Genomic DNA, 20,578 nt, shown 5'->3' with positions numbered 1-20,578 from the left:
CTCAGCCTTCCAAGCTGAAGACGCGGGTTCGATTCCCGTCATTCCCTCCACGTCATCCCGTGGGGCTGATCGCGAAAAGCATTGATGTTATCTCTAAAGATATAAACATTCAGTTGTAAGATCAGTCTCACGGGATTTTTCTACTGCCAATTCGGCGTAGGCTGGGATGCTGTTGAACAATTTAAGAACAACACCGTTTAATCTCAAGCAGCGTAATCCCAAGGAGCTTTGACTAGATGTCGAAAACCTACGCCGATTTTCTGATCGATACCCTCGCCAAACAAGGCGTGCGCCACATTTACGGCCTCGTCGGTGACAGCCTCAACCCCATCGTCGATGCCGTGCGCCGCCACAAAGATATGGAGTGGATCCACGTCCATAACGAGGAATCCGCTGCCTTTGCCGCAGGGGCAGAATCGCTGATCACCGGTGAACTCGCCGTGTGCGCTGCCTCCTGCGGTCCAGGTAATACCCACCTGGTGCAGGGGCTATACGACGCCCACCGCAATGGAGCTCGCGTCCTCGCGCTGGCGACGCACATCCCAAGCGAAGAAATCGGCACCGGCTTCTTCCAAGAAACGCACCCAGAGCATTTGTTGAAAGAATGCTCTGGCTACATCGAAGTCGTGCACTCTGCCAAGCAGGGCCAGCGCATCTTGCACACCGCGATTCAGAACTCGATCGGTAACAAGCAGGTCTCCACGCTGGTTATCCCGGGCAATCTCGCGGCGGAAGACGTCGGCGAGCCCGTCAGTGGTGGTGTGATCGCGCGCAAGAAGGGGCAGATGATTCCGTCTGCTGACGACGTCGACAAGCTCGTCGCAGCAATTGATAAGGCGAAGAAGATCACCCTGTTCGTCGGTGCGGGATCGGCGGGTGCGCACGACGAGATCATTGAGCTGGCAACCCACCTGCACGCCCCGATCGGGCACGCGCTGGGCGGTAAGGAAATCATCCAGTACGACAACCCTTACGACGTCGGCATGTCCGGCCTACTGGGCTACGGTGCCTGCTACGACGCCTGCCAAGATGCGGATCTGCTGTTGATGCTGGGCACGGATTTCCCATACGTGGATTTTCTGCCTGACGGCGACGAGGTGGCCATCGCGCAGGTGGACAATAATCCGGAGCACCTGGGGCGCCGCGCGGTGCTCAGCCACGCGATCTGCGGCGACGTGCTACCAACCGTCAACGCGTTGCTGGAGAAAACTAAGGAGAAAACGGATCGCTCCTTCCTGGATGCGATGCTGAAAAAGCACGAGCGTGAGCTCAGCCAGGTGGTTGATGCGTATACGAAGAACGTCGAAAAGCACACCCCGATCCACCCTGAATTCTTGGCGGATCAGATTGATGAATTGCTTGACGACGACGCCATCGTCACCGTCGATACTGGCATGTGCAATGTGTGGGCAGCGCGTTACGTCAACCCGACTGGGCGCAACCGCGTGATCGGTTCCTGGAAGCACGGCACCATGGCCAACGCGTTGCCGCAAGCCATTGGTGCACAGCAGGCTGATCGCAACCGGCAGGTCGTAAGCTTTTCCGGCGATGGTGGGCTGGCGATGCTGATGGGTGAGCTGTTGACGGTGCGCCGCAATAACCTGCCGGTGAAGACAGTGGTGTTCAATAACTCTTCGCTGGGCATGGTGAAACTCGAGATGCTGGTCGAGGGCATGCCAGAGTTCGGCACCGATCACGATGGCGTCGACTACGCGGGTGCCGCGGAATCACTGGGCATTCCTGCCGTGCGCATTACGGATCCGAAGAAGGCGCGCCAGCAGCTCAAAGAAGCCCTGGAGATGGATGGCCCAGTGCTGATCGACGTGATCACTGACCCGAACGCGCTGTCCATGCCGCCAAAGCTGGAACTCGAGCAGTTCAAGGGCTTCGCGCTGGCAGCCGGACGCACCGTCCTCGATGGCGGCGTGGGCAAGATGCTGTCGATGGCGCGGTCGAACCTGCGGAATATCCCACGCCCGTAAGCTGCTATTGCTCGATGCTGGCAGCGAGCTCGACGGCCTGCCGGATTGCCCGCGTAGCATCGAGCTCGGCAGCCACATCCGCGCCGCCAATGATGTGCACGTGGCTGCGCTGGTCTTCCGACAAGCTATCGAGGTCCTCGACGACGGATTCTTGTCCGGTGCACAGCACAACCGTATCGACATCAAGCACAATGTCGGTGCGGTTTTTCTGCAGGTCTTCTTCCAGCGCAGCTACCTTTTCTTTGTCGCCAGCTTTGTGCGCTTTGCGGATCGCTTTTGAGGTCTTTGCTGCATCATTGACTGGAACATTCAGGTGCAGCCCGTCGTTATCAATCCCGGTATAGGCGATACCGCTTAATTGCTTCACCCCGGCGGTAGCAACCGCTATGCGGTGCACCCAACCAGTGGTGCGGTTTAGACCCGTGCCCTGCGGAGTAGGTTTACGTTGCAGCATGGTGATCTCTCGTTGTGCACGCGGCGGATGCGGGCGGTCCAGGTTTCCCGGCAGATCCGCGCGGCGGCTAATGCCCCAGGCAGATTCCCATTCCTCGATGGTTGCTGGGGTTGGCTCTGTGGTTGCGGAATCTGTGCCGCTGCCGGATTCCTCGATCAAATACTCGGCGACATCGAATCCGATACCACCAGCACCAGCGATTGCCACTTTCTTGCCGGCTTGTTTAACACCGGAGAGCAACTCAGCGTAAGTGATGACGTCGACATTGTATTCACCAGCACGCGCCGTTTTGAGACCTGGAATTTCTGGGACCCGTGGACGCACGCCTGTGGCGATGACCACCTCATCGAAACCAGCGGCAAAAGCTTCCTCTGCGCTAGTGCGCGTCGAGGTAGTGATTTTTACGCCCAAGGCATCCAGCCGTGCCAAAACTGCCTGCAATGAATAATGAAATTCTTCTTTGCCCGGGATCTGCATGGCCAAGCGAAACTGCCCACCGACGGTATCGGCGGCTTCGAAAACCTCTACGGCATAACCACGCGTGGCCAAGGCTTCGGCGCCGAATAATCCGGCCACACCACCGCCGATGACAGCGGCTTTGGTTTTTGCTGTTCCTGTGCCTGTAGAGCTTGCCGACGCATTTTCTCCCACTTCGTTGATCGGCAGCAACTTGAGCTCGGTTTCATAACCGGCACGCGGGTTCACCAAACAGCTAGCGCGCTTGTTTTCAAAAACGTGGTCCAGGCAAGACTGGTTGCAGGCAATGCAGTGATTGATCTGGTCGGCTTCGCCTGACCGCACGCGGTTAATAAAATCCGGTTCGGCTAACCATGGCCGCGCCATGGAAACAAAATCCACTTCAACGCCGGTGTCGTCCCAGCGGCCGGCCAAAACATCTTCGGCAACCTCGGGGGTGTTGATGCGGTTTGAGGCCACCACCGGAATATTTATGTGCTGTTTTAGTCGCGCGGTTGCCCAATTGAATGCAGCGCGCGGAACACTAGTGATGACCGTCGGCACTTGTGCTTCGTGCCAGCCAATTCCGGTGCTGAGCATGTCGACGCCGGCTTCTTCCAAGCCGCGTGCAAGCTCAAGAATCTCGGTTTGGCTTTGGCCTTCTTCCACTAATTCCACCATGCTGATGCGGAAATCAACCAGGAAATCTTCCGGAACCGCTGCCCGCACCGCACGCGCGATCTCCAATGCGAAGAGGCTGCGTTGTTGGCCCCAGCGATCCTCGCGGTGGTTCGTGCGCGCCGAAAGAAACTGGTTGATCAGATAACCTTCTGAACCCATGATCTGCACACCGTCGTAACCGGCTTCGGCTGCCAAGCTGGCAGCGTGTGCAAAATCCTGCACGGTCTGGGCAACTTCGTCGTCGCTTAGTTCGCGCGCAGGAAATGGGCTAATTGGTGCTTGGGTGGCACTAGCGCTGACTGATTCCATATGGAATGCGTAGCGGCCAGCGTGGAGCAATTGTAAAAATGCCAAACTGTCATGCTCGTGTACTGCCGCGGTGACTTGTTTGTGTGCCTCGACCATGTCCTTGTTGTTGAAGGGGTGAGCAAAAGGGCTTAAGACTCCGACTTGGTTCGGTGAGTATCCACCGGTAACTACAGCTGCGGCCCCGCCTTTGGCGCGCTCGGCGAAATAGGCGGCTAGTTTTGGTGCATCGGCGGGATCATCTTCTAAGCCGGTATGCATCGAGCCCATGATCGCGCGATTACGGAAGCGTTTCTTGCCGACGGTCAGTGGTGAGAGTAAACGTGAAAAGTCACCGTGGGTGCCGGATTGGGAACTAGAAGGAGAATCAGTCATGGATTGTGTCATGCGTTACACATTAGCGTGTGTGCTGCATAACAAAAACTCGCTACCGCTTCTGGGTGCAAGGAAAATAGCCCACCCTGTCCGTGCAGGAGAAAAATAAGGAAGGTAGACTACGGGGTCGTGCTCACATGTGAATCGCGCATGTGGGAGGCCACGGGGCGTAGCGCAGCTTGGTAGCGCATCTGCTTCGGGAGTAGAAGGTCGCAGGTTCAAATCCTGTCGCCCCGACAAATGGGGTCCTAGGTGAGATAGCCGGGGCTCCTATTTAATAAAATAAGTTCTAGCATTATCCCTCGATGAGAAACCAGGAGAGTTACTCGTGAAGACAACCGTCGACAAGCTGAGCGATACCCGCGTGAAGCTCACCGTGAATGTTCCATTCTCTGAGCTCGACAAGGAAATTGACAACGCCTACAAGGCCATCGCGCAGCAGGTGACTATCCCAGGTTTCCGTAAAGGTAAAGCGCCTCGTCAGTTGATTGACGCGCGTTTTGGCCGTGGCCCAGTGCTGGAGCAGGTCGTTAACGACATGCTGCCGGTCAAGTACGAAGAGGCCATGAAGGAAAATGATATTAACCCGATCGGCCAGCCTGAGGTTGATATCAAGCAGATCGAAGACAACGAATTCGTGGAATTCACTGCTGAGGTTGACGTCCAACCTGAGATTGAGGTCCCAGACTTCTCCAAGATCAACGTCAAGGTTGCCCCGCTGAAGTCGCTGGATGAGGCCACCGATGAGCAGATCGATCAGCTGCGTGATCGCTTCGGTGAGCTGAAAGAGACCAAGCGCCAGCTCAAGACCAATGACTTCGCTGTCATTGACCTGTCCGCTGAGATTGATGGCGAAGAAATCGAAGACGCCAAAGTTGAGGCAATGTCTTACCAGATCGGCTCCGGCAACCTGGTGAAGGGCCTGGACACCGCACTGCGTGGCATGAAGACTGGTGAGGACAACAGCTTCACCGCGAAGCTGCAGACCGGTGAGCACGCTGGCGAAGAAGCTGAGGTTTCGGTGCACGTGCAAAAAACCCAGGAGCGCAAGCTGCCTGAGTTTGACGACGAGTTCGCACAGATGGCTTCCGAGTTCGACACCGCCGACGAGCTGCGCGAGGCTATCCGCACGCAGTCGGAGGAATCCGTCAAGGCGCAGCAGGCTGCTGAAATCCGCGATGAGGTACTGAAAGCAGCCCTGGAAAACGTCAAGTTCGAGTTGCCAAAGACCGTTGTCGATGACCAGGTGCACAACCAGTACCACCAGGTTCTCGGCCAGGTTGGTGGCGATGAGAAGGCTTTGGCACAGCTGCTGGAGGCACAGGGCACTTCCCGTGAGCAGTTCGATAAGGAAGCTCGCGAATCCGCCGAGGATTCCGTTCGCACCCAGCTGTTCCTGGATGCTGTTGCCGAGAAGGAGCAGCCAGAGGTAACCCAGGAAGAGCTGACCGAACACATCATGTTCACTGCTCGTTCCTACGGCATGGAGCCAGGCCAGTTCATGCAGCAGCTGCAGCAGGCTAACCAGTTGCCTAACTTGTTCGCCGACGTTCGTCGCGGCAAGGCACTGGCAATGGCTATCTGCAACGTTTCGGTGGAAGACACCGATGGTAATTCGGTGGATCCGAAGGATTACTTCGGTGAAGAAGAAAACACCGAGGGTGCCGAAGGTGCTGAGGCACAGGAGAGCACCGAGGAGAAGTAAACCTTTACCGGTGAATACCGCCCGTCGGGTTCGGCTAGTGCAGCTGAGGTCGGCGGGTTTCGCGTATCTGTAAGCAGTGTATCTGCTTGGCGATGCTTGCCGCTTGACGATGCTAGGTGCTTGCCGCTTGCCGCTTGACGATGCTAGGTGCTTGCCGCTTGCCGCTTGCCGATGCTAGGTGCTTGGCTAGCAGTCGGCTAATAGGTGTGCCAACGCTGATAGCGAACACGCCTGACGGCCGTGCGGTCGGCGGGTACGCTGGTGTCATTGAGGACGACGACCAACAGGAGTTTGAAACACTAATGTCTGACAAAATTACGAGCGAGGCAGGCTCGACGGGTATGAACCTGGGCGACTCCGTCTACGAGCGTCTGTTGCGTGAACGCATTATCTTCCTGGGCACTCAGGTCGATGATGAAATCGCCAACAAGCTGTGCGCGCAGATTTTGTTGCTTTCGGCGGAAGACCCGAACCGCGATATCTCTCTCTACATCAACTCCCCGGGCGGTTCTGTGACCGCAGGCATGGCAATTTACGACACTATGAAGTATTCGCCATGCGATGTTCGCACTTACGGTATGGGCTTGGCAGCCTCGATGGGGCAGTTCCTGCTTACCGCTGGTGCTCCTGGCAAGCGTTTCGCGCTGCCTCACGCACGCATCATGATGCACCAGCCTTCCGCTGGTGTCGGTGGTACCGCCGCCGATATCGCTATTCAGGCGGAACAGTTCGCGCAGACTAAGCGCGAGATGGCACAGCTCATCGCTGAGCACACCGGCCAGACCTTTGAGCAGGTCACCAAAGACTCTGACCGCGACCGTTGGTTCACTGCGCAGCAGGCACTGGAATACGGCATGGTTGATCATGTTATTTCCGCTGCCCAGGGCGGCACCGTCACCAACTAGGCACGAACCACGAACCAGGTAAGAGGAGAACTACTTTTATGTTGAACCAATCCCAGATGCCAGCCTCGCGGTACGTGCTGCCGTCGTTTTTGGAGCATTCCGCGAACGGCACGAAGGAAACCAACCCATATAACAAGCTGTTCGAAGAGCGCATCATCTTCTTGGCTTCCCAAGTTGATGACACCGCTGCTAACGACATCATGGCGCAGCTGTTGGTGCTGGAATCGCAGGATCCAGACCGCGATATCACCATGTACATCAACTCCCCAGGTGGCTCGTTCACCGCGTTGATGGCGATTTATGACACGATGCGTTTCGTACGCTGCGACGTGCAAACCGTCTGCTTGGGCCAGGCTGCTTCTGCAGCGGCTGTGCTGCTGGCTGCAGGTTCGCCAGGTAAGCGTGCGGCGCTGCCGAACTCTCGTGTGCTGATTCACCAGCCTGCGACATCCGGCACCCAAGGCCAGGTTTCTGACCTGGAAATCCAGGCTGCAGAAATTGAGCGTATGCGTACGTTGATGGAAAACACCCTGGCAGAACACACCGGCCGCTCAGCAGAACAGATCCGCATTGATACGGACCGTGACAAGATTCTGACAGCAGAACAAGCCGTGGAATACGGAATTATCGACCGTGTCTTTGAATACCGTAAGGCCAGTGACAACTAAGGCCAGTGACAACTAAGGCATTGCCGCTTTTCTGCACATGACGCCCGCCTGATTGCCCGCGTGCTACGGCGGGCGTTTCGCATATCTAATGCCACCTAAAGTAGGGGCAGGTTGAGGTGTCAACCATAATCGTTATCTCCGCCACTATTCCCTTAAACTTGAAAAATGGCCTCACGCGTGAGATAACGCGCTTACCTCAAACCAAAAACGAACATACAAGGCGACTGGCATGAAACCCTCGGGCTCAAAATCCTATCGACTGGCGATCGTGGAAGACCACGAATTGACGCGGCAAGGACTTTCTTCGGCTCTCAATGCTTATCCAGACCTAGAAGTTATTGCTAGTGCTGCCAGCGTGCCAGAGCTCTTCACGGAGCTTGGTAGGAAACGCAAGATTGATCTCGTGGTGTTGGATTTGCGGCTTGCCGACGGCAGCCAGCCGATTGACAACGTCGAGAAGATCCAAGAGCTCACAGAAAATATCGTGGTGCTGTCATCGTTGGAAAGCCCTTATTTGTTGCGTCAGGTTTTAACTACCAACGTGGCAGAAGTGCTCAGCAAAGCGCAGCCGACAGATGAAATCGTTGCCGCGATCCGCCGCACCCTTGATGGCCGCCCAACGGTTTCGACTGAGATGGCAGCGGCGATGGATTCCGATCCCATTATCGACTCGGTGGACCTATCCGAGCGGCAGCGCGAAGTACTTGAGCTGTATGCCTCCGGCGAAGCCGCTAAACGCGTGGCTCGGTTGACGGGACTGAAACAGGATACGGTCAATGACTATCTCAACCGGGTGCGGCAAAAATACACCAATGCTGGGCGTGCGGCTTATACCAAGACTGATCTGTACCAGCGCGCCCAGGAAGACGGGTTCCTGCCGGGGCCGATGGACCCACACTAGAGGGCACTAGATCGTGCTCGAACAGAGCAGACCACCCACAGAGCAGGCCACCGACAGACTAAACCACCGAGATTAGCTAGCCTTCGGGAACGGGATGCGCGTCATGCCATTGGCGTCGCTGCTGATGGTAGCGAAATACTTCCTGCCTGGCGGTAATACCCGGATGGTGATTTTATCCTCGCGTGCCTGCAACAACTGTTGCAATGCCACCGGGATGAGTTTTTCCATTGCCGAAGCAGCGTCCGTGTCATCAGAATCTCGGCCGTCGCCCGCAACGCGCTCACTGCGATCGTCGAGAAGCAGCACCGTCGCCCCAGCATTTCGGGCATCCCACACCGCCGCCTTTAATTCCGGACGATCCAGTAGTGGGGCGCGCAGAACATCACGAATAGCGAGCTCAGTGAGATGCGCACGCTGACGAAGTAACGGTGGCGGAGAACTAAAGTGCTGTACGGCCTCGAAAACCGGGGCAGCATCCAATTCGATACGCTCATGCCAACGCCGATACACAGATTGCACCTGCTGGATTCGAGCAGCCTCTGCATTGGCGGTCCGCTTTTTTGCACGCAGCTTTGGTAATGATTTGAGCAACGAACTGTTAGCGAAGTAGACGACTGCGGCGGCAATAATCAGATTGCTGTAACTCAAAATCGTGACCAGTGATGGGCTGTCGATTGCTCCGGCGCTGAGAAAAGAAATCGCGTGCATCAACCCAGCATTAGCGAAGAAACCAACCAGTGTCCACGCCACCATGCCACGCAGCACCAAAATACTGCTGATAAGCGTCGTGATCGCGAGAGCCCAATGATTTTCTGAGATGCCGTGATAGTCGGCGCTTTGCCATAAGCTCAGAGGGCCGATGGCGATAAACCCAACCATGATGATGGCTCGACGGAAACCACTAATCCGCTGCGAGTTATCTAACAGGATTAACGCTAGGACGACGATGCTGGTGATCGCCGCAGGTAGGGCAGCGAGGAATCTTCCGTCGCTGATCCAGGCAGCGCAGAGCACAGTGATAACCGCCAGCGCGAGATACGGTCGAGCCCAGCGCGTGACACGTGAGCCGGTTGCAACAGGCGCTGCTCAAGGCTGCCCGCGGTGGATTCAGACTCAGAAATCTCAGTGGCGGTCTCTGCATTGGACCCGAATTGCTGGCTTTCTACGGAACGTAAGCACCAGCGCACCGTCACGGTCGTGCCCACTCCTTCTGCGGACGTGATCGTGGCGTCGCCACCGTCGATGCTGCGCATGCGATGAAGAATCGAAACCTGAATGCCAGAGCGCTGCGGATCCCGGTTGACAACATCGAACCCGCGCCCGTTGTCGCTTAATTCCACCGTGAGCTCGCCGTCGACGATGCTGATCTCGCAGCGTCGCTGGCAGCCAATCCCCGCGTGTTTGCACGAGTTGCGGGCAGCCTCGGCGACGGAAAGCCGAATTGCTTCTGCAGCAGAGGCCTTGATGGAGGCATGCGTCGTGCTGCCGGAAACGATAACCTCGCAATCCGGAACTATGTCGTGCAGGCTGCGTTTAACGTCGACAAGCAAATGCTGCAAGGGAATGTCTTCGCCCGTGGCCGGACGCGAAGGCAGCGACAGCGTAGAGGATGCCGTCAACGTCTGCCCACGGGCAATCGCCGCCAAGGACGCCAAAATATGATCATGCACAAGACCGTTCAGGCGCTTGCGCTCCGCGATGCCCGCCCGTTTGCACTCGGAGTCTGCTAGGGAATTACGCACTCGCTCCTCAATCTCGTCGATGGTGCGGGCCACGCGCATCAGCGTCACCGCGCCCAGCACGAACGGAATCAAACTCATTAACACCGCGAAACCGGAAGCGGTGATCAGCTCGGGCAGGCTTGTACGACCGTAGACGATGGTATGCATTGCACCCGGGATCGCCTGAATCAAGATGGCTGCGATCACCGCCCGTTTCGTCGGCGACAGCAGCACCACGCTAATCGCGAGGAGGCCGGTGAAATCCGTAAAACGCAGAATCGACGGGCCCAGATCCGTCATCGTGTAATACGCCACCGGGAACATGATCATGGCCGTCACGAGCACAACGGCATTCCAATACAGCGAATAACGCAGCCACGTGAGCTTGCCGACGATCGCCGCCACCAGCATAAACACCCCGCAACTGGCCAGGCCGATGCTGATGAGGTAGCCGTACCAATCACCGATGTAGTCTGAGCCGAATGCGCGATACTGAATCAGCAAATACAGCAATAAGGCACACGGCATTGCGCAGCAACAAATACGTAGCGCCATGAGTTCCACGGAGTCTGCGCTCATCGCACGTTTGACCCGGCTAAGCAGCGTCGGCATTTCGCTGAAATTGTGAAATGTGGGCATAGGGGTAATTTTTCCATTTTTCTGGGTGCAGGCTGAATGCCGGGCTAAACTGTGGCGGGGAGTAGCAGCACGAAGCACGGGTGTGTGGCCGGGCTGGGCTTGGACGCGAGCCTGGGCTTGGGCCTGTGTGGTCAGAGATCCCTTCGTGTGGCTACCAGTTCCGGCGGCGCTGGTGATTAGACTAGGAAGAACCAGTCGGCGCCACCGTGACGCACTCAAAAGCGTTGCGCGTGTGCGCTGCAGAAATCTAAGCACCAATCCACAATCGCGAAACGAGAAGTACGTAAAAGATCCTATGGCACGTATGCAAGAAAGCGCTGATTTGCTCAAGTGTTCCTTCTGTGGAAAGAGCCAGAAGCAGGTGAAAAAACTCATCGCCGGCGGCGGTGTCTACATTTGTGATGAGTGCATTGAGCTCTGCAACGAAATCATCGAAGAAGAGATCGCGAATGAGCCGGGCGCGCAGGAAGCCGAAACCGGCAAACGCCTGCCACGCCCGTCGGAAATTTCCGCGTTTTTGGATAACTACGTTATCGGTCAAAACCAAGCCAAGCGTATTTTGTCGGTGGCGGTGTACAACCACTACAAGCGCATGCGTGCCGACGAATTCTCTCGCTCTGGTGCTGGTTCGAAGAATAGCCAGCGCGGATCAGGCGCGGTGAAATACGGTTCGCGCACCGATTCCATCCATGCTGATGAAGAAATCGAGATTGCGAAATCCAATATCTTGATGCTTGGGCCGACAGGTTCGGGTAAGACCTACCTGGCGCAAACCCTCGCGCGCATGCTGGATGTGCCGTTCGCCATCGCCGATGCCACCTCGTTGACCGAGGCTGGTTATGTTGGCGAAGACGTGGAAAATATTTTGCTGAAGCTGCTGCAGGCCGCCGATTTTGATGTTGAACGTGCTCAGCGCGGCATCATCTACGTCGACGAGATCGACAAGATTTCTCGCAAGAGCGATAACCCTTCGATCACCCGCGATGTTTCTGGTGAGGGCGTGCAGCAGGCCCTGCTGAAAATCTTGGAGGGCACCACGGCTTCCATTCCGCCGCAGGGAGGGCGCAAGCACCCAAACCAGGAGTTCATCCAATTGGATACTTCGAACGTCCTGTTCATCGTCGCGGGTGCTTTCGATGGGTTGGACAAGGTGATCGCGGAGCGCGTCGGCAAGAAAGGCTTGGGCTTTGCTGCCGAGGTGGAATCGCGTAAGGACACCGATAATTCCGCCCTATTCGCCCAGGTGCGTACCGCTGACCTGGTGAAGTTCGGTTTGATTCCAGAGTTTATTGGCCGCCTGCCGGTGGTGGCGACGGTGGATAATCTGGACCGAGACTCCCTGGTTCAGGTGCTGACCGAGCCGAAGAATTCGCTGGTCAAGCAGTATCGTAGCCTGTTTGCGATGGACGGTGCCGAGCTGCTTTTCGACGACGATGCGTTGGCAGAAATCGCCGATCTCGCGATTGAGCGCGGAACCGGTGCGCGTGGTTTGCGCGCGATTCTGGAAGATCTATTAGTTCCGGTGATGTACGAGCTGCCGGATCGCGAGGACATCAACCAGGTGGTTGTTACCGCGGAAGCCGTGCGGGGAGAAGACTCCCCACAGCTGCGCTATTCCGAAAATATGCAGTCGGCTTAGCCCCCAGACTGTGCAGTCGGCTTAGCCCCCAGACTGTGCAGTCGGCTTAGCCCCCAGACTGTGCAGTCGGCATCGCTTCAGACTGTGCAGTCGGCTCAGCCCGCCCCCAAAACGGCCATTTAATCCCAGTAAACGCCGAGCCCCGAGCTGTCGCTATCCTCACTCGAGGTGACGAGATACGATTCGTGCTCGGAATCGGCGATATTCGACGTCAAAAACGACAACACTGCATCGACCACCAGCCGTCGAATGCCGGCGCTGTTGGTTGTCGATAGGGCATCGACCCGCGTCGTCGTCGCTAGCAAATGTCGGTGGTTGAGCCGGAAAAAGCTCAGCGCGATGAGCAAATAAAACACATCTTGGGCAGCAATGCCTGGACGAAACACTCCAGCTTCTTGCCCGCGCAGCAGCACCCGGTCGAGATGCAGACCAAGTTCGGACGATTCCATCACCGCCGTTGCAGTATCGGAATCGAGTACCGGGTGCAGCGATTCTGCAGCCAGCAGCGCGACGGCATCACGGTGCGCATCCAGTTGCGTGTACACCGCGTTGACGATGTGCGCCATGCCCTCGGCCGGAATCGGTGAATCCACGCGCAGCGCCTCGACTGGAGGGGTGATGGTGGCCAGGCACGCGTTCAGCGCTTGGGTGTAGCGCTCATGCTTGTCGACGCTGAACCGCGCGTTATCGTAGCCGTAACGCACGAACTCTGTGATCGTGGCATTGATGTTGCTGCTAGCGTTGGTGCCGTCGGTAGTCATGATTGTCACGTGCCTTTCGGGGCGGTTATGTGGCTCGTGGGGTTTCCAGCATCAGGTTATCGATCAACCGGACTGGGCCGACCCAGGCTGCGGTCAGCGCCAAGGCGGGCCGGGTGCTTGCTTCCACATCGCGCAGACTCGCCGGGTCAACCAAGCGGAAATAATCCAATTCGACCCCATCGCTGCCAGCTAGGTGCTCGCGGGCGGATTCCACACTGGAAAACTCTCCATCGCGCAGGCCAAACAGCGTCTGCGACAACGCACGTGCTTGCCGACGCTCTTGTTCACTCAGACGCAGGTTACGGCTTGATTCGGCAACGCCGTCGTCGCCACGCACGATGGGCATGCCCTGGATTGCCACCGGAAAATTGAGATCGCGCACGAGCGCTTCGATAATCGCGAGCTGCTGGGCATCTTTGCGCCCGAAATAGGCACGTTGCGGGGTGATGATCTGAAACAGCTTGGCGACAACCGTCGCCACCCCGTCGAAATGCCCAGGGCGTGAAGCCCCTTCCAGGATTTCGCCCATGCGTCCGGTGCGCACCCAAATGTGGGGAACGCTGGCTGCCTGGGCCACCGCAGAGCCGTCTTGATCTGCAGGCGAGCCGTGACTTGCAGAGCTGCCTTGGGCCGATTCGCGTGCGTCGTGAAAGCCCGGATACATTTCTTCAACCGCAGGCGCAAAGACCGCATCGACGCCCAAGCCCTGCAAAAACTGAGCGTCGGCTTCTATTTGCCGCGGATAATTGCGGTAGTCGTCGCAATCACCGAGCTCAGCGAACTGTAATGGATTGACAAAAATTGATGCCACTACCAGGTCGTTGTCTGCACGGGCAGCGCGCACCAGGCTAGCGTGGCCGTCATGTAGCGCACCCATCGTCGGCACCAGGCCGACGCTTGGTGGGTGTGAGGCAGCGGTGGCCGTGCCTGCGGCTGACGGGTTGCGGTGTTGTGCCAGGAAGGCCCGCATTTCGGCGATAGTGGTGAAAATCTGCATCTCGGTCACAGGATGAATCTCAGGGTGTATCTCAGGATGTGTCTCGGGCTTGGAGCTAGGTTCTGTCTCAGGCTTGGTGCTAGGAGACTTCTCGGGCTTGGACTTAGGATTCGTCGCTAAACGATTCCGAGCTATTCGGGAAACTCCGGTCTGCGACGTCGGCGCGATAAGCGCGTACACCGCGGCGTAGCTCGTCGGCAAGCTGGGCGTATTGCCGCACAAACCGGGGAGCTTTGCCAGTGCCCAAGCCAAAAGCGTCCGTCCATACCAGGATCTGCCCGTCGCAGTCGTTCCCCGCGCCAATGCCGATGGTAGGGATGGGGCAATCGCGGGTGATCTCGCCAGCCAATTGTGCGGGAACCATCTCCATGACGACGGCAAAAGCACCGGCGTCGGCAACCGCCTTCGCATCGGCAGCGAGTTTGGCGGCTGCCTCACCACGACCTTGCACACGGTAGCCGCCGAGCGCGTGTTCGGCTTGCGGGGTGAATCCAATGTGCGCGCAGACCGGGATGCCGGCGTCGACAAGCGCTTTGATGGTCGGGGCGATTTCCACCCCACCCTCAATCTTGACTGCTTGCACACCGGCTTCCTTCATGAAACGCACCGCCGTATCCACCGCCTGGGCCGGGGAGGTTTCGTAGCTGCCGAACGGCAAATCTGCGACAACGAACGCACGTTTGGTAGAACGCACGACGGCCGCCGACAAGCTGATCAGCTGATCCGTGGTTATCGGCAGGGTAGAGGTGTGCCCGAAAACCACATTCGCCGCAGAATCGCCGACGAGTAGCAGATCGATACCCTCTTCATCGAAAATACTTGCGGTTAAGCTGTCGTAGCTAGTGAGTGCCGTGAAGGGCTCGCTTGCGGCTTTGGCGCGGGAAAAATAATGAGTGCGCAGTCGTTTTGCAGGTTGCGACGGTTGGGTAGACATAACACCGAATTTTAGCAGTGTGGAAAGTCGCCGCCGCGTTGCCGGCAAGCAGCGAGACTCATGTTGCAGGCGGGCGCTAGAATAGGCGCCGTGATGACGGATAACCAGCAAAACCCAGACAACCGCAATTCGAACGACCAGCATGGCGCTGATGGCGCCCAGAGCGTGAATGATGCCGCGCCGGGCCGCGACCGCAGCGGGCTGCTCGCGAAGAATTGGCAGCCGGGCGAGGTAGAACGAGAGCTTTACGACGGCTGGGAGGCCGCAGGCTATTTCCGCCCGAGTGAAGACGCCGATGCGCCGGCGTATTCCGTGGTTTTGCCGCCGCCAAATGTCACCGGCCAGCTGCATATGGGGCATGCTTTGGACCACACGCTGATGGATTCGATTATTCGCCGCAAGCGTATGCAGGGCTTTTCTACGCTGTGGCTTCCGGGATCGGACCACGCGGGCATTGCCACCCAGACGAAGGTCGAAGCCAAGCTGCGTGAAGAAGAAGGCAAGACTCGCTGGGATTATTCGCGTGAAGACTTCATTGCCAAGGTCTGGGAATGGAAAGAAGAATACGGTGGCACCATTCAGCAGCAGATGCGTGCGATCGGTGATTCCGTCGACTGGTCGCGCGAGCGTTTCACCCTGGATGAGGGGCTTTCGCGCGCTGTGCAACACATTTTTAAGCAGATGTTTGATGCGGGCATGATCTACCGCGCGCACCGGTTGGTTAACTGGTCACCGGTGCTGGAAACCGCCGTGAGCGATATTGAGGTTGTCCACAAAGACGTCGACGGTGAGTTGGTTTCGCTGCGTTACGGTTCGCTCAACGATGACGAAGACCACGTCATTGTCGCGACAACCCGTGTGGAAACCATGCTTGGCGACGTCGCCGTGGCCGTCCACCCAGATGACGAGCGTTACACGCACCTGGTGGGCAAGAAGTTTGCGCACCCATTCCGCGATGATCTGGAATTGGAAGTCATCGCTGATGATTACGTGGACCCGGAATTCGGCTCCGGTGCGGTGAAAATTACCCCAGCGCATGATCCGAACGACTACGCGATGGGGCTGCGCCACAACCTCGACATGCCCACGGTCATGGATACCACGGGCCATATCGCTGGTACTGGCACAGAATTTGATGGCCTTACCCGCGAAGAAGCCAGGGTTAAGGTACGCGAAGCGTTGGATGCGCAGGGCCGCATTGTCGCTGAGAAGCGTCCGTACACCCACTCGGTGGGGCACTCGGAGCGCAGTGGTGAGCCGATTGAGCCGCGCTTGTCGCTGCAGTGGTTCGTGAAGGTCGACAAACTCGCGCAGATGGCCGGCGATGCCGTGCGCGAAGGCGATACCAAGATCCACCCGGCGTCGATGGAGCCACGCTACTTCGACTGGGTCGATGACATGCACGATTGGACGATCTCACGTCAGCTGTGGTGGGGTCACCGCATCCCGATTTGGTACGGACCGGAAGATGAAAACGGCGAGCGCGACATCGTTTGCGTCGGCCCGGATGAGCAAGCCCCAGAAGGTTACGAGCAAGACCCGGATGTGCTGGATACCTGGTTCAGCTCCGCGCTGTGGCCATTTTCCACGATGGGCTGGCCGGACAAAACCGCTGATCTGGAACGCTATTTCCCAACCTCGGTGCTGGTTACCGCCTATGACATCTTGTTCTTCTGGGTTGCGCGCATGATGATGTTCGGCACCTTCGCTGCCAGCCAAGACCCAGAGACCTTCGGTACGGCTGCGGACGGTCGCCCGCAGGTGCCGTTTAATGATCTCTATCTGCATGGTCTGGTCCGCGATGAGCACGGCCGGAAGATGTCGAAATCGCTGGGTAACGGCATCGACCCGATGGACTGGGTGCGCGATTACGGTGCCGATGCGCTGCGTTTTACCCTTGCACGCGGTGCCAACCCAGGTGTGGATCTACCGGTTGGTGATGAGGCGGCTGAGGCATCCAAGCGTTTTGCCACCAAGCTGTTCAACGCGACGAAGTTTGCACTGATGAATGGCGCTGGCATTGATGAGTTGCCGCCGCGCAGCGAATTGACCGACGCTGACCGCTGGATTTTGGACCGCACCGAGCAGGTGCGTGTGCAGGTCGATAAATACCTGGACGATTACCAGTTCGCCAAAGCCAATGAGCTGCTTTATCACTTCGCGTGGGGCGAGTTGTGTGACTGGTACGTCGAGATCGCGAAAACCCAAATCCCACGTGAGGGCGAATCCACCCAGGGCCGTAACACACAGATCGTGCTGGGGCGTGTGCTCGATGTGGTGCTGCGTCTGCTGCACCCGACCATGCCGTATGTCACCGAGGTGACCTGGAAGGCGCTGACCGGCTGCGAATCACTGGTGGTCGCGAACTGGCCGACGGCGGCCGATACCAACGGTGGAGTGGACGCCGATGAGGTTGCTGCGCGCCGCATCGCCGACGCCGAGGTGCTGATCACCGAATTGCGTCGTTTCCGCGCCGACCAAGGCGTGAAGCCTTCGCAGAAGATCCCCGGCAAGCTGGACTTCGCCGCCGCTGACCTGGTTGGTCAGGAGGAACTGGTGCGCAGCCTGGCGAACGTCGAAACCCCAGGTGCCGATTTCGCCGAATCCGCTTCGGTGGAAGTTCGCCTGAGCCAAGCCACGATCACCATCGCGGTGGATACCTCTGGTGCCGTCGACGTGGAAGCAGAACGAGCGCGTTTGCAGAAGGATTTGAAGAAGGCCGAAAAGGAGCTGGCGCAAACCGGCGGCCAGCTGCGTAACGAGAAATTCTTGGCGAAGGCACCACAAGATGTCGTCGACAAGATCAAAGCCCGTCAACAGTTGGCACAAGAAGAAGTCGACCGCATCGGCGCGCGTTTGGAGGCACTGGGATAGTGGCAGATAACGAACATCCATTTGGAGCCGATGGGGCTGCTGACGGCGTCGATCTCGATCAAGAACTCGCTGCCCTCGACCACGGCGACGTTGAGGTGGACGAGCACGGCCTGAAGTTGAACCTGGGCCTGCCGGATGAAGACCTCAACCCACCGGCACCCCTGCAAGCAACTCCGGAAGAACTCAGCGCGCTCGCCGCCGTTGAGGCGGAGCTGGATACGCGCTGGCCGGAAACCAAGATCGATCCCAGCCTGGAGCGCATCGAATACCTGCTGGATTTGCTGGGTAACCCGCAAGAAAACTTCCACGTCATCCACGTCGCCGGTACCAACGGCAAAAGCTCGACGGTGCGCATGATCGATTCGTTAGTCCGCGGGTTCCACCGGCGCACCGGTATGTTCACCTCGCCGCACTTGCAAACGGTGACCGAACGTATCTGCATCGACGGCAACCCGATCCCCGCACGCGATTATGTCCGCCAGTGGGAAGAGATCGAACCCTTCGTGCAGATGACGGACGCGCATTTCGACGTACGCTTGTCCAAGTTCGAGATCCTCACCGCCATGGCCTATGCCGCTTTCGCCGATGCGCCCGTGGAAGTCGCCGTCGTCGAAGTTGGGCTCGGCGGCACCTGGGATTCCACCAACGTCGTCAACCCAGAAGTATCCGTCGTCATGCCCGTCGGGCTGGATCACCAGAACTACCTCGGTGAGACCATCGAAGAGATCGCTGCAGAAAAAGCCGGCATCATCAAAAAACGCGACGATCTTGACGACGTGCTCAAGCCCGCCGAAAATATCGCCATCATCGGTGAGCAAGACCCGAAGGCGATGGAGGTTATCCTGCGACGCGCTGTCGAGGTCGATGCCGGAGTTGCCCGCTATGGCAGCGAATTCGGCGTGCTGGAAACCTCGGTGGCCGTCGGTGGTCAGCAGCTGCACCTGCGTGGTCTGGGTGGGGAATACCCAGAGATCTTTATTCCGCTATCTGGTAGCCACATGGCAGCCAATGCGTCGTGTGCTCTGGCGGCGGTCGAGGCATTCTTCGGTGCTCGCGCCGGGCATGGCCTGGATCTGGATACCGTGCGCGAAGGCTTCCGTACCGTGACCGTGCCCGGGCGACTGGAGCGCGTGCGCACCTCACCGACGACGTTCATCGATGTTGCGCACAACCCGCACGGCGCGACTGCGCTGGGTGCTGCGCTGTCACGCGATTTCAATTTCCAACGCCTGATCGGTGTGCTTGCGGTCTTTGACGACAAAGATGCCAAGGGCGTGCTGTTGGCGCTCGAACCACACTTGGACGAGGTCGTCATCAGCCAGAACAGTTCCCCGCGTGCTCTCGATGCATATACGCTGGCAGACTACGCCACCGAGATCTTCGGTGAAGAACGCGTACACACCATAGACGACCTGCCCGGAGCCTATGCGCTGGCCGTGGAGCTGGCGGAAGATGCAGAAGTGCAGTCGGGCTCCGGCATCGTGATCACAGGTTCTGTGGTCACCGCTGGTGAAGCGCGCACGTTGTTTGGAAAGGAACCGTCATGACGCACAACCGCGACAGCAATGACCGTGCCAGGAGCAATGGATACGCTCGCGCCGATGCTGCTAACGGTGGCGGCGCTGCCAGCAATGACCGTGCCAGCCGGGCAAACAGCACAGACTACGGCCCGTTAGGCCCAGGTAAAGCACCGGTGAAAGACCCGATGCGTGGTCTTGCCGGAATGATGTCTGGCACGCTAGTGATGGAAGCGATCAGTATCTTTTTGGGCCTGACCGTGATCCTGAAAATCGACGCAGGAGCGTATTGGACGACTCCCAACTGGCTCGCCGTCACAATTTTGGGCTCCCTGCATGTGGTCGCGGTGTTCTTCGTCCGCAAGCCATGGGCCGTGAAGATGATTCTGGTGCTGCAAGCACTGGGGCTGCTGATGTTTTTCGTGCACTGGTCCATCGGCATCATCATGCTGTTGTTCATCGGTGTCTGGGGCTTCATGCTTTATTTGCGTTCGATGCTGCTAGAACGCATGCGCCGGGGGCTGTTGACGACGCAGCACTTGGGCACGGAATAGCTGCCCCGGTTTGCTTCGGACGGGCAGTGTCGATGCCTGTCTGTGCACTCTGCCAGGGTGCGGGCGTCGTAAAGCGGAAGTTGTAGAATGGAAGCCATGACTGAACGTACTTTGATCTTGATCAAGCCCGACGGCGTACAAAACGGCCACGTGGGAGAAATCATCTCCCGCATTGAGCGCAAGGGACTGCGCTTGGCAGAACTCGACCTGCGCGTGGCAGACCGCGAAACCGCTGAGAAGCACTACGCCGAGCACGCTGATAAACCATTCTTCGGTGAGCTCGTCGAGTTCATCACCTCTGCACCTCTGATCGCCGGCATCGTCGAAGGTGAGCGTGCCATCGACGCGTGGCGTCAGCTTGCAGGCGGCACCGATCCCGTCGGCAAGGCCACTCCGGGCACCATCCGTGGTGATTTCGCCCTGTCCGTGGCAGAAAACGTTGTGCACGGCTCGGACTCGCCAGAATCTGCCGAGCGCGAGATCGGAATTTGGTTCCCGAACCTGTAAGC

The 20,578-nt window shown here is 58.0% G+C and carries 16 protein-coding genes and 1 tRNA gene; 11 read left to right on the top strand and 6 right to left on the bottom strand.

The annotated features are described in order from the left end of the window. Window positions 1-236 precede the first annotated feature (236 nt). Window positions 237-1,982: a pyruvate dehydrogenase gene (locus RCH87_RS00735; protein ID WP_306514827.1), complete on the top strand. Its 1,746-nt coding sequence runs from the start codon at window positions 237-239 to the stop codon at window positions 1,980-1,982. Between the two features lie 4 nt (window positions 1,983-1,986). On the opposite strand, the gene RCH87_RS00730 is transcribed toward RCH87_RS00735, so the two are convergent. Then, window positions 1,987-4,254, bottom strand: coding sequence for an NADPH-dependent 2,4-dienoyl-CoA reductase (locus RCH87_RS00730; RefSeq protein ID WP_306514826.1), 2,268 nt, complete (start codon window positions 4,252-4,254; stop codon window positions 1,987-1,989). A 163-nt stretch (window positions 4,255-4,417) separates the two neighbouring features. Between RCH87_RS00730 and RCH87_RS00725 the strand changes: the two genes are divergently transcribed. The 5 genes from RCH87_RS00725 to RCH87_RS00705 all read left to right on the top strand — a co-directional run bounded on the left by RCH87_RS00725 (window position 4,418) and on the right by RCH87_RS00705 (window position 8,433). Then, window positions 4,418-4,491: transfer RNA gene (locus RCH87_RS00725), tRNA-Pro, on the top strand. A 91-nt stretch (window positions 4,492-4,582) separates the two neighbouring features. Continuing rightward, the gene (gene tig / locus RCH87_RS00720) at window positions 4,583-5,959 is read left to right on the top strand and encodes a trigger factor (RefSeq protein WP_306514825.1); all 1,377 of its coding nucleotides are present in this window, start codon (window positions 4,583-4,585) and stop codon (window positions 5,957-5,959) included. A gap of 302 nt (window positions 5,960-6,261) precedes the next feature. Then, window positions 6,262-6,864, top strand: a complete 603-nt coding sequence (locus RCH87_RS00715; RefSeq protein ID WP_023018287.1) for an ATP-dependent Clp protease proteolytic subunit — start codon at window positions 6,262-6,264, stop codon at window positions 6,862-6,864. Window positions 6,865-6,902: 38 nt separating this feature from the next. Then, the gene (locus tag RCH87_RS00710) at window positions 6,903-7,532 is read left to right on the top strand and encodes an ATP-dependent Clp protease proteolytic subunit (protein ID WP_306514824.1); all 630 of its coding nucleotides are present in this window, start codon (window positions 6,903-6,905) and stop codon (window positions 7,530-7,532) included. A gap of 229 nt (window positions 7,533-7,761) precedes the next feature. After that, a complete protein-coding gene (locus RCH87_RS00705) occupies window positions 7,762-8,433 on the top strand; it encodes a response regulator transcription factor (RefSeq protein WP_306514823.1) in 672 nt (223 codons plus the stop codon). A gap of 72 nt (window positions 8,434-8,505) precedes the next feature. Here the strand turns inward: RCH87_RS00705 and RCH87_RS00700 are convergent, their stop codons facing one another. Both RCH87_RS00700 and RCH87_RS00695 read right to left on the bottom strand, forming a co-directional pair. After that, a complete protein-coding gene (locus tag RCH87_RS00700) occupies window positions 8,506-9,447 on the bottom strand; it encodes a hypothetical protein (protein WP_306514822.1) in 942 nt (313 codons plus the stop codon). Continuing rightward, a complete protein-coding gene (locus RCH87_RS00695) occupies window positions 9,369-10,793 on the bottom strand; it encodes a sensor histidine kinase (protein ID WP_306514821.1) in 1,425 nt (474 codons plus the stop codon). Before RCH87_RS00695 ends, RCH87_RS00700 begins: the two co-directional genes overlap by 79 nt. A gap of 295 nt (window positions 10,794-11,088) precedes the next feature. Between RCH87_RS00695 and clpX the strand changes: the two genes are divergently transcribed. Then, a complete protein-coding gene (gene clpX, locus RCH87_RS00690; RefSeq protein ID WP_306514820.1) occupies window positions 11,089-12,432 on the top strand; it encodes an ATP-dependent Clp protease ATP-binding subunit ClpX in 1,344 nt (447 codons plus the stop codon). Between the two features lie 119 nt (window positions 12,433-12,551). Here the strand turns inward: clpX and RCH87_RS00685 are convergent, their stop codons facing one another. From RCH87_RS00685 to panB, 3 genes are all read right to left on the bottom strand, one after another. Beyond that, a complete protein-coding gene (locus RCH87_RS00685; protein ID WP_306514819.1) occupies window positions 12,552-13,193 on the bottom strand; it encodes a TetR/AcrR family transcriptional regulator in 642 nt (213 codons plus the stop codon). A gap of 25 nt (window positions 13,194-13,218) precedes the next feature. After that, window positions 13,219-14,190: a pantoate--beta-alanine ligase gene (gene panC / locus RCH87_RS00680; RefSeq protein WP_306514836.1), complete on the bottom strand. Its 972-nt coding sequence runs from the start codon at window positions 14,188-14,190 to the stop codon at window positions 13,219-13,221. Between the two features lie 103 nt (window positions 14,191-14,293). After that, a complete protein-coding gene (gene panB / locus RCH87_RS00675; RefSeq protein WP_306514818.1) occupies window positions 14,294-15,124 on the bottom strand; it encodes a 3-methyl-2-oxobutanoate hydroxymethyltransferase in 831 nt (276 codons plus the stop codon). Between the two features lie 93 nt (window positions 15,125-15,217). Here panB and RCH87_RS00670 point away from each other — a divergent pair, with 93 nt between their 5' ends. From RCH87_RS00670 to ndk, 4 genes are all read left to right on the top strand, one after another. Next, a complete protein-coding gene (locus RCH87_RS00670; protein ID WP_306514835.1) occupies window positions 15,218-17,998 on the top strand; it encodes a valine--tRNA ligase in 2,781 nt (926 codons plus the stop codon). Continuing rightward, window positions 17,998-19,545, top strand: a complete 1,548-nt coding sequence (locus RCH87_RS00665; RefSeq protein WP_306514817.1) for a folylpolyglutamate synthase/dihydrofolate synthase family protein — start codon at window positions 17,998-18,000, stop codon at window positions 19,543-19,545. Before RCH87_RS00670 ends, RCH87_RS00665 begins: the two co-directional genes overlap by 1 nt. A 158-nt stretch (window positions 19,546-19,703) precedes the next feature. Then, the gene (locus tag RCH87_RS00660) at window positions 19,704-20,069 is read left to right on the top strand and encodes a DUF4233 domain-containing protein (protein ID WP_306514834.1); all 366 of its coding nucleotides are present in this window, start codon (window positions 19,704-19,706) and stop codon (window positions 20,067-20,069) included. Window positions 20,070-20,165: 96 nt separating this feature from the next. Continuing rightward, window positions 20,166-20,576, top strand: a complete 411-nt coding sequence (gene ndk, locus RCH87_RS00655; protein ID WP_306514816.1) for a nucleoside-diphosphate kinase — start codon at window positions 20,166-20,168, stop codon at window positions 20,574-20,576. Window positions 20,577-20,578 lie beyond the last annotated feature (2 nt).

Origin of the sequence: Corynebacterium sp. (assembly GCF_030826625.1) — a bacterium.
Taxonomy (GTDB): domain Bacteria; phylum Actinomycetota; class Actinomycetes; order Mycobacteriales; family Mycobacteriaceae; genus Corynebacterium.
The sequence above is the reverse complement of the archived record's forward strand: the minus strand, read 5'-3'. Positions and strand labels throughout refer to the sequence as shown.